Below are 15,410 nucleotides of genomic sequence, written 5' to 3'. Positions count from 1 at the left end.
CGTTACTTACGCATTGTTGGTTTAACAAACCATTCATAGCCTTTCAGCATCCCGTGCCAGTAGAAAGGAGGCAGCAAGTCTTCTTTCAGCACCCAAGCGAGATAGGTGGGTTTGGTGCCATCGTTCAGCCATGTCGGGAAGGTCGGCAGCAGCTTTCCGCCGTAACCAAATTCCGCCAAGACAATCTTGCCGCGTTCAACGGTAAGCGGGCAGGAGCCGTAACCGTCGTAGATGGCTCTTATCGTATTTCCGTCGATAGCATCAGCAATGTTTTGTGCCACGACCGGTGCTTGTTTACGAGCCGCTGCCATGGTTTTTGCGTTTGGCGTGTTGCTTACATCACCTAATGACCAGATGTTTTTGAACTGGGTATGTTGCAAGGTTTCTTTATCCACATCGACCCAGCCAGCCGCATCCACTAATGGGCTATTGCGAATGAAGTCTGGAGCTGTTTGTGGTGGGCAAACATGTAACATATCGAACTCGGTCTCTACGATGCTTTTCTCACCGTCTTTGTCTGTGGTGGCAAAATAGGCGCGTTTGTTTGGACCGTCCACTTTGACTAGGTTGTGAGTGAAGTGAGTATTTACTTGGTATTTTTGAATATAACTTTCCAAAGCAGGAACATAGTCAGCAACGCCAAATAGTACGGCACCTGCGTTGTAAAATGAGACATTGATATCTTTCAGTTTGTCATTCTTCAACCAATGATCGCATGACAAATACATGGCTTTTTGTGGCGCGCCTGCGCATTTGATTGGCATGGGCGGTTGGGTGAATACGGCTTTGCCGCCGTTTAAGTTTTTAACTAAATCCCATGTATAAGGTGCTAAGTCGTAACGATAATTTGATGTCACGCCGTTGCGGCCTAATGTCTCTGATAAGCCTTCAATGGCGTCCCAATTAAGCTTGATACCAGCCGCCACGACTAGGTATTGATAAGCTATTTTTTGGCCGTTTTCGAGCACAACTTTGTTTTCATTTGGCAAGAACGTTTTTACCGCTTCTTTTAGCCATTTTGTGTGTGCTGGAATAACATCAGCCATGTTGCGGCGCGTATTGGCTGCTTTAAACACACCGCCGCCTACCAGCGTCCAACCGGGCTGATAAAAATGACTTTCAGCAGGATCAATCAAACAAATTTTCAAGCCAGGTTTGCGTTTTAATAAACTGGCGGCGGTAGAAATACCGGCTGAGCCTGCACCGACTACCACAACATCGTATTGAGTGGTTGTTTTGTTGTCTTCTTTAGGCTGTGCTTTATCGGCTGTTGCGGAAGAGGCTTTATTGTCTTGAGTGGAGGGATCAGCAGGTGAAGCTTCCTGAGCTGCTTGCCAAATTTGGCTAGAGCGATTACCGGTTCGGCAATAGGCGTGAATATTATCTGCATCTTTAATGGCAGCTTGAAATGCTATAACATCGGCTGTTGTCATTTGCCCGCCAGCAAACGGAATGTGCTCAGCCTTAATGTTTTTTTCTTTTGCATAAGCGGCAACATCGGCAAAAGGTAATTGTCCTTCCTCTTCACCATCTGGTCGATTACAAATGATAAGTGTGACGCCAGATTCTGCTAAAGCGTCTACATCGTCTAAGCTGATCTGCTCAGAGACGGAATAGTTGTCTGTGATTTGTTTGCGTAACATGGCTGTTCTCACTTTATATAATTATTATTTAGCCTAATGGTCATTAGGATATTTATAGTTAGTTGCTCTTGTCGTTACGATCTACTTAAATGCATTCAACGGAATCTTTAGATAAGATAAACCATTGTCTTCTGGTTCTGGCATGTGTCCTGCTCTCATGTTGATTTGTAACGATGGCAAAATCAGGCGAGGCATGGACAAGGTTCTGTCGCGAGCTTCTCTTAGGTCAACGAAGGTTGATTTGCTGATGCCTTGTTTGACGTGAATATTTTGCTCGCGCTGGGCTTTGACGGTGGTTTGGTACTCTAATTCTCGGCCGTTCGGGCAGTAGTCGTGGCACATGAAGATACGATGATCTTCTGGCAACGCTAAGATTTTTTGAACCGAGTCGAACAGGATGCCGGCGTCTCCACCAGGGAAGTCCGCGCGTGCCGTTCCGGCGTCAGGCATAAATAATGTGTCACCAACGAAAACAGCGTCGCCCAGAACATGTGTAAAACAAGCTGGTGTGTGGCCGGGGGTGTGAAGCGCGGTGCATGGCATGTCGCCAATATGGAATTGTTCACCATCTTGGAAGAGGTAATCGAACTGAGAACCATCGTGTAGGAAGTCAGTACCTTCATTAAATACGTTGGCAAAGGTTTCTTGAACCGTCGTGATTTGTGCGCCAATGCCAATTTTTCCGCCCAATTTTTTCTGAATGTAAGGGGCAGCAGAAAGATGGTCGGCGTGGACGTGTGTTTCTATTAGCCATTCTACTTTCAGTTTATGCGCGATCACGTAGTCGATGATGTCGTCGGCGCTTTTGTGAAAGGTGCCACCAGAGGCATAGTCAAAATCCAAAACGCTGTCTACGATCGCACAGCTTGACGACGCTGGGTCCTTCACCACATAAGAAAAGGTACTGGAGTCTTTATCAAAAAATACAGCTACGTCAGGTTTTGCCGTTAAATGGGTTGTCATGTGTCACCTCAATGTCGGTTTTCTTCACAAATGGAATGCCCATTTGTTGGATGGATACTTGGTACAAAGGCAGAAAGCGTGCCAAACACAATATTTTTATTTAACTTATTGAAATTTAAGGTTAAATAAATTTTTGTGTTTTTTTCTTTATTAATTAGATTTGACTAATGTAATTTCTTTTGTCATATTTGGCGTAAATTTTTGACATTAATGGCATGGAATTATGAAGATCATTGCATCCGACACAGTGGCTACTCGCGGCTTTGCTAGTATGTTAGAGGGTTATGATTGCCCTGCTATTTTGGTGTCTACGGATTACCGTATTGTGGCGTTTAACCAGCATTATCGAGATCAATTTGGTGACATCGCGCTGGATAAGCCTGCTCGTTGCTTTGAAATATCGCACGGCTACACGGTACCTTGTGATGAAGCGGGAGAGGATTGCCCCTTGTCTGCCACTTTGCAGTCAGGGCGGAAAGAACGTGTTTTACACATTCACCAGACGCCGCGAGGAAAAGAACACGTCGATGTGGAAATGTTGCCGATTCATAATGAACAGGGCGAATTGTTGTTTTTTGTTGAGCTGCTGCGGCCGGTTTCGGTGGCCAGTGTGGAAGAAGGTAGCGCCAAATTGGTGGGGGCGAGTAAGGCCTTTAATCAGATGTTGGAAAAGATCACTCGCGTGAGCCACAGCGATGCTTCGGTCTTGTTGTTAGGCGAATCTGGTAGCGGTAAAGAGTTGGTAGCTCAGGCCGTTCACCAAGGCAGTGATCGCGCTAAAAATTCGTTGGTCACACTGGAGTGTGCTGGCCTGACGGATTCACTGTTTGAAAGCGAGCTGTTTGGTCATCTCAAAGGGTCGTTCACGGGGGCTCACAGTAACCGAACTGGGCTGGTGGAATTGGCCAATGGCGGTACGCTATTTTTAGATGAAATTGGTGATGTGCCGTTGTCGATGCAGGTAAAGTTGTTACGCCTAATTGAAACGGGTGCGTTTCGCCCTGTGGGGTCTTCGACGATCAAACACACCAACTTTCGGTTGATTTGCGCCACTCACAAAAACCTCGCGCAAATGGTGAAAGCAGGCGAGTTTCGCCAGGATTTGTATTATCGAATTAATGTATTCCCGATTTTTGTTCCTCCGTTGCGCGATCGTCAAGCGGATTTGCCTTTGTTGATTAGCACCTTGTTAAAACGCATCAGTGAGCGAAAAGAATACCACTTAACACACTCTGCGTTGCAGGCGTTACAACATTACCCTTTCCCCGGCAATATTCGAGAACTCAGTAATATCTTGAACCGAGCTGTGTTGTTAACTGACACCAATGTGATTGAGCGTGACACCATATTGGAGAGCCTAAATATCGATACGAGCATTCACCAACAAACGGATTTATCGCTCACGCTGGTGACGTATGGGCAAACCGCGGAAGGTGAAAAGGTTGCGTGGGTGGATTTAAAAACAGCAGAAAAGCGTTACTTGTCCGATCTCATGGCCGCACACGACAACAATAAGGAACAAGTGGCTGAGATTGCAGGGATCAGCTTGCGATCCTTGTATCGAAAACTGGAGTGATTTAGTTTTTTCATGAGGTAGAGCACAAAGTGTCAAAAAAATTAATTTAAGGTCTTAATAAGATACTTTTTGTCGAGTTCGAATGATCTTGAATCCTTACTATAACGACTCTAAAGATTAAAACAGTAAGGTGACAATGATGAATAAAGTAATTTTTATGACGGCAGCGTTAAGTGGCTTAGTCTCCATGAGCAGCAATGCATTTGAATTAACCAGCCAAGATATTCAAGAGGGTAAGAAAATACCGCAAGTGTTTGAGTTTGATGGTTTCGGTTGCTCAGGGGAGAATAAGTCGCCACAACTGCAGTGGGCAGATGCACCAAAAGGCACAAAGAGTTTTGCCCTTACCGCATACGACCCTGATGCGCCGTCAGGCAGTGGTTGGTGGCATTGGTCTGCGTTTAATATTCCAGCTTCTGTGTCGTCTTTGGCTCAAGGTGCTGACTTAACTAAGCTGGGTGCAACTGAGCTGAAGTCTGATTACGGTAGTGTGGGGTTTGGCGGTGTTTGTCCTCCTAAAGGCGATAATATGCACCGTTACCAGTTTACGGTTTGGGCATTGCCTGTCGAAAAGCTGGATCTAAATGCCGATGTTTCATCCGCGTTAGCGGGTTTTACCGTGCGCAGTATGGCCATCGGTAAGGCCGTGCTGGTCGCACCTTATCATCGTTAATCCATCATTTATTAGGGTTTAGGAGTGAGTAACAATGCGTCCTGCTTTTAAAGTCAGTCATGTGTATGGGGTACAAGCACAGCGATTGCGTAATGTGGCGATTCTTACTCCTAGCCTCTTTAAAATTCGTTCAGGGCGTAAACGTCTATTCTGGCAAGATGATGTGTTGGAATTTGATGCATCGACCTTGCTATTAACAAAAGCAGGGCAACAACTGACGTTTGAAAATGAGCCAACCAAAGCGCGATTTTTGTCAGTGCAGATGAGTTTTTTATTGTCACCTCCAGAAGCCATGATACAGCTAAGCATGGCAGTAGATGGTGAGTGGTCGCCGCGCTTTAAACCTAGCCGCGCTTTGATGGAGAGTCTTGATTTCTTAATGGGATTGGATATCGATGGATTGAGTGAGACGGCTCAAGCGTATTGGATTAATGGCTTTTATCAACAGATGGCCGAAGTCGGTAAATTGCATCTACTTTTTGATGGGCATTCTGTGCCCTTTGCGCAAAAAGTCACTGAACTCATGCAACAAGCGCCATGGCAGGATTATCAATTGGATCAAGTTGCGGCCCATTTCTCAATGAGTCGAGCTACCTTGATTCGTCGTTTGAAAGAAGAAAATACTCAGTTTAGAACCCTGTTAACCCGAGTGCGTATGAATCATGCAATCAGCTTGATGCAACAAGGTTACGATCAACAAATCGACATTGCGGTGCGTTGCGGCTACCAGTCTCAAGAACGCTTTAGTCAGCGCTTTTACAAGTCATTTGGAGTAACGCCAAGTCAATATATAAGGACGCTTTAGTTAAAATCATATTTACGTTTTTAACCGCAGCGAGCTTAAACGAAAAAGAGATGAGTGCTTAGCTCACCTCTTGTTACAGGATAGAAAGGCTCTCAAGCAAACTGGAACTGTTTGATTTTCTTACTTAGCTCGTCGGTCATTTTGGCGATCATGGTGCTGCCTTCGGACACTTGTTGAGAGTCTTCCAATACTTTTTCAGACACTTCACGAATGCCCATCAAGTTGTGATTGATCTCTTCGGCCACGGCGCCTTGCTGCTCTGCTGCGGAGGCGATTTGTAAGCTTCTTGCGGACACGTCATCGACTTGAATCAGCATGTTTTTGAGGTTTTCAGCGGCCACATGCATTCGGCCGGCACCGCGTTCCGCTTGTTCTGTGCTGGTGGCCATGGAAGTAGATGCTTCTTTTGATTGATGTTGTAGCTTTTCAATAATTGCGCGGATTTCGACGGTAGAGCCTTGAGTTCGGCTGGCCAGTGAGCGTACTTCGTCTGCAACTACCGCAAAGCCACGACCCAATTCACCTGCGCGAGCGGCTTCAATGGCGGCGTTGAGTGCGAGCAAATTGGTTTGTTCTGAAATATCGCCAATCACCCCCAGCACGGAATCGATATCGCCTGTTTGCTCTAGTAGTTTAATGATGACGTCGTTGGCTCCTTCAATGTGCGTGGTTAAGCTCTGAATGTCGATGTTGGTGGCATCAAGGTCTTGACTGCTTTGACGGGTAATGGTTTGAACCGTTTGAGTGGCGTCCGCCGTGTCTTTGGCATGTTGTGCAACGTCTTTAATAGAATAAGACATTTCATTCATGGCGGTGGCCAACAGTTCGACTTCTTGGAATTGGTGATCCATGCCTTTTTGGGTATTGAGGCTGTTGCCTTGCATTTGAACACACACGGCTTGCAACTCTGTGATGGCGTGGTCGACTTCGAGTAGCGTGTCGTTTAGGGAACTGGATACTCGATTGGCCGCATTGGCCAAGATGCCAATCTCATCAGCACGTTGCATATCGATGTGTTTGGTTAGGTTGCCATTAGAAATATGTTGTAGGTGTTCTGTTACGGTTTTTAATGGCTGCGTGATGTTGCGAACAATCAAAATGCTTCCAATCATGGCGAGCATTATCAATGACATTTCAATGATGGCTGATTGGGTAATCGACTTCCAGAATATGTCGGTGACACTGCTGTATAAAACTCCGCTGCCAATCACCCAGCCCCATGGTTGGTAGCCTTTAACATAGGATACTTTGTCTTCTGGTTGGCTTACTTGAGGGCCTTTGTAGGCGTATTCAACATAGCCTTCGCCTTGCTGTTTCACCACAGAGACCATATTTTTCCAATGAAATTGGCCTTTTGCATCCGTTGTATTAGACATGTCTTTGCCGGCATTTTGTGGTTTGAATGGGTGCATAAGGAGTTTGGTTTGCATGTCATTTACCCAGAAGTACCCGTCCTCGCCAAAGCGTAATGCAGATAAGGCGGCGAGTGCCGACTGTTTGGCGTTGTCTTCGCCGATCGTATCCGCTTGGTCTGCGTAGAAGGCAACCAGTGAGTAGGCGTTATCCACCTGTTCTTTGACTTGCAATTGACGGGCTTGTAATAACTCAGCGTACAGTTCGCGGTAGGTGGTTGCACTAAAGGTGACCAGTAAGGCGACTAAAACGATAATAAGCCCCCACAGTTTATGACTGACTTTAATTGAGCTGAGTTTCATGTGACATCCCTTTAACAGAAAATTGTGTGTGTTTTATAAGCAGGGATTATGGGCTGGAGTGGCTGTTTATATTGTGATCGAAATCAATAGAAAGGCACTTTGTGCGACATTTTGGTACCATCCAAAGCACGATGTTTTTTCTTCAAAGGAGCCGCTATGCAATATTCTATTCTCATTACAGGGTGTTCGTCGGGGATTGGTCTAGAGGCAGCCAAAATGCTTCAAGAGCGTGATTTTCTTGTCGTTGCCAGTTGTCGCCAACAAGAAGATGTTGAGGCGCTAAAAGCGCAGGGCATTAAGCATGTGGTGTGTTTGGATTTAGCGGATTCGGCTTCTATTTCACGAGGCCTTGAAGAAACGCTGGCAATGACTAATGGTCAGTTGTTTGCTTTGTTTAATAACGGTGCTTATGGCCAACCGGGGGCTGTGGAAGATTTGCCCGTTGACGCGTTACGAGCTCAGTTTGAATGCAATTTCTTTGGTACGCATGAGTTGACGACGAAAGTTTTGAAAATCATGCTGGCTCAAGGTTTTGGACGTATTGTTAATAACAGCTCTGTATTAGGGTTGGTCGCGGCGCCATTTCGTGGTGCTTACAACGCCAGTAAGTTTGCATTGGAAGGTTTAACGGACACCTTGCGCTTGGAGTTGTCTGATACGCCGATTAAGGTCAGCCTTATTGAGCCTGGTCCAATTGAAAGTCGTTTTCGTGCTAATGCTTTGCTTGCGCTACAAGACAATATTGATATGGAAAACAGTCGTCATCAAAAGGGTTATGCTGAAGCCATTACTCGCTTGAGCAAAGAGGGCGTCGCTTCCTCGCAGACTCTGCCTGCCAGCGCGGTGGTTGAAAAGCTCATCCATGCTTTGGAATCCACTCGCCCAAGAGCACGGTATTATGTGACTCTGCCAACATACGCCGCAGTGATCATGAAGCGTGTATTACCAACGGTTTTGTTGGATTGGGTAATGCGACGTCAAGGCGCTTAAGTTAGCGCCTTTGTTTGCTCGTCTAACCAATCCGTCATGGCCGATAAATAGGCGTCACGCGCTGTCTGATGAGACAGATACAAATCATGGAACCCTTGTGCGATAGACACTTTGGTTAGGTTTCTGAATATTTTGTGGGCAGCGTCTTGCATGCTTTCTATGTCCAAAACACCGTCCCCTTGTTGGGTTTCTTCGATGGTTTCTTTGCCAATAGTGCTGATGTTCGAATGGCAAAGTAGGGTAGGAATCGTTAGGTGTTGTTTTACTAAATTGTGCTGCGCCGAAATGATCTCTCTAAGCCAATGAAAGGACAAATCAAACCCTTGAGCCGGTTTCCAATCTAATCGGTAGTCCCATTCGCCACCAAAAACACAATGCAAGGTTTTAGCGTAAAGGGTGATTTTTTTGGCGCGCATATACCAAAAGGGCAATAAAGACACGATGGCTCGTATCGGCCAGTTTATTCGGTTCAACACTGTGGGTGGGAAAGGCAAAGCCAGAAACGGGCTGTTCAACATCAAGCCAAGAATATTTGGAAAAGGCTTTTGGTAATGGCTTTCTCGTTCAGGTAAAGCATAGGGTTGCGCCAAATAGGTTGAGACGACCAGTCCCCCAGTGGAGTGTCCTAAAATGACAACATCGTTCACGCCGTCTTGTTTCATGGTGGCTAAAGCGATGTCTAAATCTTGCCCATATTGTTCTATGGATTCACACCAGTTTGGTGGCGTGGATGGGCGAATAGAGCGACCGTAGCCTTGAAGGTCTACTGCATAAAAACGGTAGCCAAGACGCACAAAATGTTCGGCTAATCCCGTTTGAAAAAAATAATCGGTGTAACCGTGTACATACAAGATGGCTTTTGTGCTGTCAGGGTTGCCAATATGATGAACTAGGGTGGTGCAAACTTGGGTTTTCGGGCCTGGAAATGCATAGGTGCGAGCTCGAAAATCGGCACCTAATAGGTCTTCACAATCATCTATTTGTTTCCAGTGTTGTCCTATCGGTGCGCTCATTGTGATCTTCTCGTTCAATTAATTGAAAATAGTGTCACCAAGTTGATCTATGGTGAGCTTGGCTTTACGAAGTGTGATTTCAATGCATTCATCACGGTTTGGCATTAAATCGGATCGAATGAAATTGTGCGTTTTGAGTTCGTCTCCTTCGCCTTTGGTGATGCTCGCCGCGACGCGATATTGGCCGCCGTCTTTCATTGGGGCTGGAATAATAGAAAAACCTTTGTATTCCACGGTGTCTTCTGCTTTTTCTGGTGCGCTTTCTGTGCCGGCAAATAGCCCTTTTAGGCTAGATAAAATACCCATGAGAGTTTTCTCCTAATGTTTTTGACTATTTTTCGGGGATTTGTCTTATTAGTCAAACATCATTGAATGATTTCTGTTCTTTCTGCGCAGAATTATTCTAGAAGTTGGATTATGTCTCAGGGTGGCAAGGGCTTTTACTGTATACTGCGAAAAATTATGAATGTACATAACAAGGTAAATAGAAATGAGTGGAACGCAAGTAAACAACCCTTTGCATGGGATAAAGCTGGAAAAAATTGTCACAGACCTAGTAGAGCATTATGGTTGGGAAGAGTTGTCGATTCGCATCAATATAAATTGCTTCAAGAGCGATCCGTCTGTTAAATCCAGCCTGAAATTTTTGCGAAAAACGCCTTGGGCGAGAGACAAGGTTGAGGCATTGTTTTTAGACACATTTGTCCATTAATAATGCAATGAGCCTGTATTGAATGGCGTTGCGTCGATTTACATCGTCTTGGTTTACATCGCTTCGCTAATGTTCATGGTGTCATGATGCACCAAATTACGTCCTTTGTTTTTCGCAGAGTATAGGTTTTTGTCAGCGACTTTGAAGAACTCTTTGAATGTTTGGCCTTTATTGAGTTGGGCGATGCCGATGCTCACTGTGATTTTTATGTTCTGCTGATGGTAGCGAAACACCGAGTTCTCAATGTTTCTTCGAATTGTTTCTGCAAAGCTAAAGGCTTGTTTGCCATCGTGTTTCTGCAAGACAATGAGAAATTCTTCTCCGCCGATCCGGTACACTTGGTCGTTGTCCGTGTAGTAGTGCAATAGCTCAGTGATTTCGATTAGAACCGAGTCTCCTACATCATGGCCAAATTCATCATTTACGCTTTTAAAATAATCAATATCGACAATCAATAAGTGCGTTTCTTGGGGCTCTCCCAAAAAAGGATCTATTGGTTTCTTATTAAATTCTTCAAAAAACAGCTTTAACGCATGACGGTTCTTTGCGCCCGTTAACGGGTCTTGGAACGCCATTTTTTGTAATGTGATGTCTCTTGTTGTGTATTGATTTTCGTATAAGTAGCAAATGACATACGACAAAAAGTACGCGAGCACAAAATTGATAACCGAGCGATAGCCGAGATAATTTTCGGGGTCGGATTTTATAAATAAAATGGCGATGGCGGGTAAAGAGAGCGCAATGGTATAAAAAAGCCCTCGCTTAGAGCCGGTGAGAAGGCAGTACAGTGGTGGTAAAACAAGCAGCCAATAGGCCGATCCCGCTCTTAAATCCGCAGTATAAACGGCATACGAAATAGTAATGGTGAGAGAGGCGATTAAGATGTGGCTGTGCCAACTTTGCATTTTGCCCTGTTGAGCTTGGTGATAAAAATACAAATTAAGCAGACCAAACCCGCCTTCAACAAAACCCAAAGAGGGCTGATTGAGTGCCACAATATTTAACAAAGAGAAAAAAAGACAATAATCGCCGTAGCGAGGCTCAGCCACTTATGCAAGGTTACTCTGGCGTCTATCAGTTGCGGGTTTTTGTGGCTTATCATTGGCTTTTTATTTGTCTGTGAAGTAAATATGAAAACATTGATTTTCACATTCTCTCTTAAAAATATAGCCAAGTTGTATTTATTTTAGTAACAATTTGTTATCGACGGGAAAGAAACTGTCCGCCGCATTGATTAATGATTGCGCAGTAAGGGATTCGACACCATATACCTCGACTTGGGTTTGATATTTCTCCCTCAATGTTTTGGCGAGAATATCGAAATCGCCGTCACCTGAAAGCAGCACAAGCACATCGCTGCCTTTACCGTATTCGATACCATCAATCGCAATACCCACATCCCAGTCGCCCTTTGCTGAACCGTCCGAGCGCTGAATAAAAGGCTTTAATTTCACTTCCAGGCCAATGGCACGAAGGATATTTTGGAATTGTCGTTGTTTTTCATCGCCTCTGTCGATGGCATACGCAATGGCTTTGATCACATTACGGCCTTCCGTCGCTTGTTTCCAAAAGGTGTTGTAATCAAATGAACGGCCGAACGCTTGTCTGGTGGTGTAATAGACATTTTGAACATCTACCAAAATAGTCACATTTTTCATGCCTTTCCTAGTCATCTTCTGAAAAAACACCACGGTACAAGCATTCGTAATGAAAAGAAATGGCGTTAATCGTTTGCGATGCGCATTGTTGTGCCTTGGTATAGGGAACCTTCGTTCGCTAATAAGGTCAATTTTTTAGACTTATTGCTGGAGAGGGAGACATGGACAGTGACAATTGATTTGGGTTATTCAAAAACGTCAGTACTGTTTTAGCAATGTGATCCGCTTCGCTTGAATCCGCGGGTGCTAGCCCAAATGCTTGGCTTGCGAACTTTAACCCAGTTAGGTGACTGTTCTGTGAATCTTGAGACATTGTCGAGTGCGGGAACAAGTGGGTGAATAATCCCGTGTCTTGGTATTGAACGTTTAACGAATTTAACTCAATGGTGTCCCCATAAATTATGGCTAACGCTTCAGGTTGACCCAGTGCGAGTGAGGCAAGTATGTCGGCTCGTAAATCGGCCATGTCGATCGCCTGATCCAGCAGATTAATGTGTGAAGCCACGGTCAGTTTGCCAAGGTCTTTGATGTCGAGCTTGAATTGGGACGTTACTGATTCACCATCAACGTTGGATGAAAAAGACCCTTTGCCTAGCAATGTGTCTATTCCAGCGGCACGCATTAAGCGACCCGTATCACGGGACAGGCTATTGATTGGGCTTTCTTGAATCCAAAAGTCCACACTCAGGTTAGGGTAGTTGATTAAATAGTTGTTGAGTGAAATTCGAGCAAAACGCAACCAAGGTGCGCTTTGATCGCCAACAATGACGTTTTCTAGAGAAGGCGTCAGAGTGAATGGGTCGAGGTGAATGTTTTCGTAGTGCACAAACGGGGCGAGGCCGGACCGTTCCAATTGTTCTTTGATTTTTTGCTCGGCGTAGTCTCCGCCAAACCGTTGCACAAGGTAGATCATTAAAATGGCCAAACAAGATAATAAAATGAAGTAGCTGACGGCTTTACCAAGTAAGGCCTGAAATTTGTTTGTCGTGATCACGGCTTGATTCCAAGACTAATAAAACGGGGAATAAAAAGAAGAAAAGGCCTTTTGCCTCTCTATTTTCAGTGTAAGCTGGGATATTAACGGAAAATGCGTACCATAGACACAATACGGCAGAGGTTACTGCTGATCATCACAAGGAGTGGGTTATTTCATCTTTGATTCCCTCGCAAGAGGATTTATGGTTTTTGCCTCTCGGTGGCACTGGCGAAATTGGCATGAACATGAACTTGTATGGCCACGATGGCCAGTGGTTGATGGTGGATTGCGGCGTTTCTTTTAATGAGCCATTAACGCCTGATGACCTGCGTACGTCTGAGATTGTCTGCGCTGATCCACGTTTTATTAGTGAGCAAAAAGAGCGTTTGGCTGGCATCGTTATTACTCATGCTCATGAAGATCATGTGGGCGCATTGCCATTTTTGTGGCGACGTTTTAAATGCCCTGTCTATACCACGGCGTTTACCGCCGAAGTGCTGCGTCGTAAGTTGGTTCAGGTCGGCTTAACCGATCAAGTGCCTATTATCGAAGTAAAAGAAAACGAAACCAAAAAAATCGGTGTGTTTAATGTCAAATGGTTGGAATTGACGCACTCGGTTCCAGAACCGTATGCGATGACCATCGACACGCCAGCAGGGCGAATTTTTCATACCGGCGATTGGAAAATCGATAAAAAACCCATCTTAGGTGATGGTTTTTCTCCTGCCGCCTTTCAAGCGTTAGCCAAAGAAAACATTCTCGCCATGGTGTGTGATTCCACCAATGCATTAAAAGAGGGTTTTTCGCCGTCTGAAAGCGACTGTTATCAGGGCTTATTAACCACCATTGAAGCCGAAAAAAATCGTGTTGTTGTCGGCTGTTTCAGCAGCAATGTTGCACGCCTAATTGCATTGGGACAGGTGGCAAAAGAAACCGGTCGTTATCTTGCTTTGATCGGACGATCGCTTACCAACATGGTCAGTGCGGCTCGAGTAACTGGGCATTGGCCTGATGATTTGCCGGTTATTGATGCCGCACATCTTGGTTACTTACCAAGAGAAGAAGTGCTGGCGGTGGTGACGGGAAGCCAAGGCGAACCAAGGGCGACCTTGAACCGACTCGCCGCAGACAATTGCTTTGATCTAAGTCTGGAAGCCGATGATTTGGTGATTTTCAGTTCCATGCGAATTCCGGGCAATGAGCAAGCCATCGACAGATTGGTCGAGCAATTTAAAGGTCGAAAAATCCGCACCTTGCAAGCTCATGACACCGATTTAACCATTCATGTGAGTGGTCATCCCTGCCGTGAAGAACTCAAGCAGCTTTATACTTGGGTTCAGCCTCAACTGGCCATTCCCGTTCATGGCGAACCTCAGCATTTAGATGCTCACGCTGAAGTGGCGAAACAGAGCCATGTACCAAGCCAGCTTGTTGGACGCAATGGCGACTTATACCAGCTGGCGCCTAACGTGAGCATTCGACGTCAGCAAGTAAAAGTGGGGCGGATTGCACTGCTTAGGTAAAGACAGTGAATAAAGTACATTCTTACTAAAGTTTATTCGTTCTAAAAAGTCGGAGCGAAGACACTTTTCGCAGGCTTGCCAGGGATTTCCTTGGCTAGCCTTGGCACTAAATACCCTGGTAATTCCGCAGCCACTTTTCCCATCAAGCGTTGAGCATCTTCGATAGAAATATCAAAATGCGCCGCGCCGTCTACCGGATCTAAAGTGAACATGTAGTACGGCAAAATGCCGGCATCGAAAACGGCCTCGCTCAAGTTGACTTGGGCTTCTACCGAGTCGTTAACGCCTTTCAATAGTACCCCTTGGTTAAGCAAGGTGACGCCCGCTTTTTTAGTTTGTCAGCCGCTTGAGCCAGATTTGCGTCCACTTCATTGGCATGATTAATGTGCCACACCATGACGATGTCGAGGCGACTGGCTGTGATCCACGTTAGCATGTCGTCGCAAACGCGATCTGGAATCACCACAGGCAAACGTGAATGAATGCGTAGGCGTTTAATTTGCGGCAAGGCCTCCAGTTTATGGAGCTTATCGGCGAGCAAGCTGTCTTTCATCATCAAAGGGTCGCCACCGCTCAAGATCACTTCGTTGACGTCTGGGTGGGCTTTTAGATAGTCGATTACCGATTCCCACTCGGCTTGCGCCAGTTGATTTTCGCCATAAGGAAAATGACGACGGAAGCAATAGCGACAATTTACCGCGCAAGTGCCTGTGGTGATCACCAATAAACGGCGTTTGTATTTATGTACGATGGCTTTTTGCGGATTGTGGTCAGCTTCTTCTAGCGGATCCTTTGTGTAGCCCACGACTTTTTGCATTTCTGAGAGGCTGGGTAAAACTTGCAACAGCAGCGGATCGTTTGGATTGCCATATTCAATGCGAGACAAATAAGGGCGCGGCACCAACAATTTGAAGCTCTGATGCGCTTCTGCGCCTTGTTGAGCGAGACTTTTTGGCAAGCCTAAATGCTCAACCAGTTCGGGTAACGAGGTGATGGCCTGCGACAGGTGTTGCGACCAGCTTAAATTGTTCTTAGTATGAATAGGGATCACGTCAAATATCTGCAAAATTGTGTTCATTTGGGTTATGATTGCGCCAACTTATTTTGGCCTACTTGGCCGATGGCTCTCAGAGATCTTTGCAAACGCTCTTTTCTACTGTGTA

16 protein-coding genes are annotated in these 15,410 nt (G+C 45.5%); 6 read left to right on the top strand and 10 right to left on the bottom strand.

What is annotated here, in order from left to right; translation table 11 throughout:
* Positions 1 to 2 precede the first annotated feature (2 nt).
* Positions 3 to 1,643, bottom strand: a complete 1,641-nt coding sequence (locus tag N5P32_RS10675; RefSeq protein WP_265729061.1) for a bifunctional protein tyrosine phosphatase family protein/NAD(P)/FAD-dependent oxidoreductase — start codon at positions 1,641 to 1,643, stop codon at positions 3 to 5.
* An 81-nt stretch (positions 1,644 to 1,724) separates the two neighbouring features.
* Entirely contained in the window at positions 1,725 to 2,606 is an 882-nt protein-coding gene (locus tag N5P32_RS10670; protein WP_265729060.1) for an MBL fold metallo-hydrolase, read from the bottom strand.
* Between the two features lie 223 nt (positions 2,607 to 2,829).
* On the opposite strand from N5P32_RS10670, the gene N5P32_RS10665 reads away from it, so the two are divergent.
* The 3 genes from N5P32_RS10665 to N5P32_RS10655 all read left to right on the top strand — a co-directional run bounded on the left by N5P32_RS10665 (position 2,830) and on the right by N5P32_RS10655 (position 5,660).
* Positions 2,830 to 4,182 carry a sigma-54 interaction domain-containing protein gene (locus N5P32_RS10665; protein WP_265729059.1) on the top strand — a complete coding sequence of 451 codons (1,353 nt, stop codon included), beginning with the start codon at positions 2,830 to 2,832 and terminating at the stop codon, positions 4,180 to 4,182.
* 139 nt (positions 4,183 to 4,321) lie between these two features.
* On the top strand, positions 4,322 to 4,855 hold the full coding sequence (locus N5P32_RS10660; protein ID WP_265729058.1) for a YbhB/YbcL family Raf kinase inhibitor-like protein: 534 nt from the start codon (positions 4,322 to 4,324) through the stop codon (positions 4,853 to 4,855).
* Between the two features lie 34 nt (positions 4,856 to 4,889).
* Positions 4,890 to 5,660 (top strand): helix-turn-helix transcriptional regulator, encoded by a 771-nt coding sequence (locus tag N5P32_RS10655; RefSeq protein ID WP_265729057.1) that lies wholly within the window; start codon positions 4,890 to 4,892, stop codon positions 5,658 to 5,660.
* Between the two features lie 92 nt (positions 5,661 to 5,752).
* Here the strand turns inward: N5P32_RS10655 and N5P32_RS10650 are convergent, their stop codons facing one another.
* Positions 5,753 to 7,375: a methyl-accepting chemotaxis protein gene (locus N5P32_RS10650; RefSeq protein ID WP_265729056.1), complete on the bottom strand. Its 1,623-nt coding sequence runs from the start codon at positions 7,373 to 7,375 to the stop codon at positions 5,753 to 5,755.
* A 156-nt stretch (positions 7,376 to 7,531) separates the two neighbouring features.
* Between N5P32_RS10650 and N5P32_RS10645 the strand changes: the two genes are divergently transcribed.
* Positions 7,532 to 8,365, top strand: coding sequence for an SDR family NAD(P)-dependent oxidoreductase (locus N5P32_RS10645; protein ID WP_265729055.1), 834 nt, complete (start codon positions 7,532 to 7,534; stop codon positions 8,363 to 8,365).
* Here N5P32_RS10645 and N5P32_RS10640 read toward each other — a convergent pair.
* Together N5P32_RS10640 and N5P32_RS10635 are read right to left on the bottom strand one after the other, a co-directional pair.
* The gene (locus N5P32_RS10640) at positions 8,362 to 9,378 is read right to left on the bottom strand and encodes an alpha/beta hydrolase (RefSeq protein ID WP_265729054.1); all 1,017 of its coding nucleotides are present in this window, start codon (positions 9,376 to 9,378) and stop codon (positions 8,362 to 8,364) included. The two genes, N5P32_RS10645 and N5P32_RS10640, sit on opposite strands and share 4 nt — an antisense overlap.
* A gap of 18 nt (positions 9,379 to 9,396) precedes the next feature.
* Entirely contained in the window at positions 9,397 to 9,684 is a 288-nt protein-coding gene (locus tag N5P32_RS10635; protein WP_265729053.1) for an HlyU family transcriptional regulator, read from the bottom strand.
* Between the two features lie 184 nt (positions 9,685 to 9,868).
* Between N5P32_RS10635 and N5P32_RS10630 the strand changes: the two genes are divergently transcribed.
* Positions 9,869 to 10,090 carry a VF530 family protein gene (locus N5P32_RS10630; protein ID WP_265729052.1) on the top strand — a complete coding sequence of 74 codons (222 nt, stop codon included), beginning with the start codon at positions 9,869 to 9,871 and terminating at the stop codon, positions 10,088 to 10,090.
* Positions 10,091 to 10,143: 53 nt separating this feature from the next.
* Here N5P32_RS10630 and N5P32_RS10625 read toward each other — a convergent pair whose 3' ends face one another.
* From N5P32_RS10625 to N5P32_RS10615, 3 genes are all read right to left on the bottom strand, one after another.
* On the bottom strand, positions 10,144 to 11,139 hold the full coding sequence (locus N5P32_RS10625; RefSeq protein ID WP_265729051.1) for a GGDEF domain-containing protein: 996 nt from the start codon (positions 11,137 to 11,139) through the stop codon (positions 10,144 to 10,146).
* Positions 11,140 to 11,271: 132 nt separating this feature from the next.
* Complete coding sequence (locus tag N5P32_RS10620) at positions 11,272 to 11,748, bottom strand: NYN domain-containing protein (protein WP_265729050.1); 477 nt, start codon at positions 11,746 to 11,748, stop codon at positions 11,272 to 11,274.
* 127 nt (positions 11,749 to 11,875) lie between these two features.
* On the bottom strand, positions 11,876 to 12,742 hold the full coding sequence (locus N5P32_RS10615) for a hypothetical protein (RefSeq protein WP_265729049.1): 867 nt from the start codon (positions 12,740 to 12,742) through the stop codon (positions 11,876 to 11,878).
* Positions 12,743 to 12,933: 191 nt separating this feature from the next.
* Between N5P32_RS10615 and N5P32_RS10610 the strand changes: the two genes are divergently transcribed.
* Positions 12,934 to 14,247 (top strand): ribonuclease J, encoded by a 1,314-nt coding sequence (locus N5P32_RS10610; RefSeq protein WP_265729048.1) that lies wholly within the window; start codon positions 12,934 to 12,936, stop codon positions 14,245 to 14,247.
* Between the two features lie 41 nt (positions 14,248 to 14,288).
* Here the strand turns inward: N5P32_RS10610 and N5P32_RS10605 are convergent, their stop codons facing one another.
* Together N5P32_RS10605 and N5P32_RS10600 are read right to left on the bottom strand one after the other, a co-directional pair.
* Positions 14,289 to 14,540, bottom strand: coding sequence for a hypothetical protein (locus N5P32_RS10605; protein ID WP_265729047.1), 252 nt, complete (start codon positions 14,538 to 14,540; stop codon positions 14,289 to 14,291).
* Positions 14,537 to 15,313 (bottom strand): KamA family radical SAM protein, encoded by a 777-nt coding sequence (locus N5P32_RS10600; RefSeq protein ID WP_265729046.1) that lies wholly within the window; start codon positions 15,311 to 15,313, stop codon positions 14,537 to 14,539. The genes N5P32_RS10605 and N5P32_RS10600 overlap by 4 nt, the downstream gene beginning before the upstream one ends.
* Positions 15,314 to 15,410 lie beyond the last annotated feature (97 nt).

This window comes from Marinomonas pontica (assembly GCF_026191375.1).
Taxonomy (GTDB): domain Bacteria; phylum Pseudomonadota; class Gammaproteobacteria; order Pseudomonadales; family Marinomonadaceae; genus Marinomonas; species Marinomonas pontica.
The sequence above is the reverse complement of the archived record's forward strand: the minus strand, read 5'-3'. Positions and strand labels throughout refer to the sequence as shown.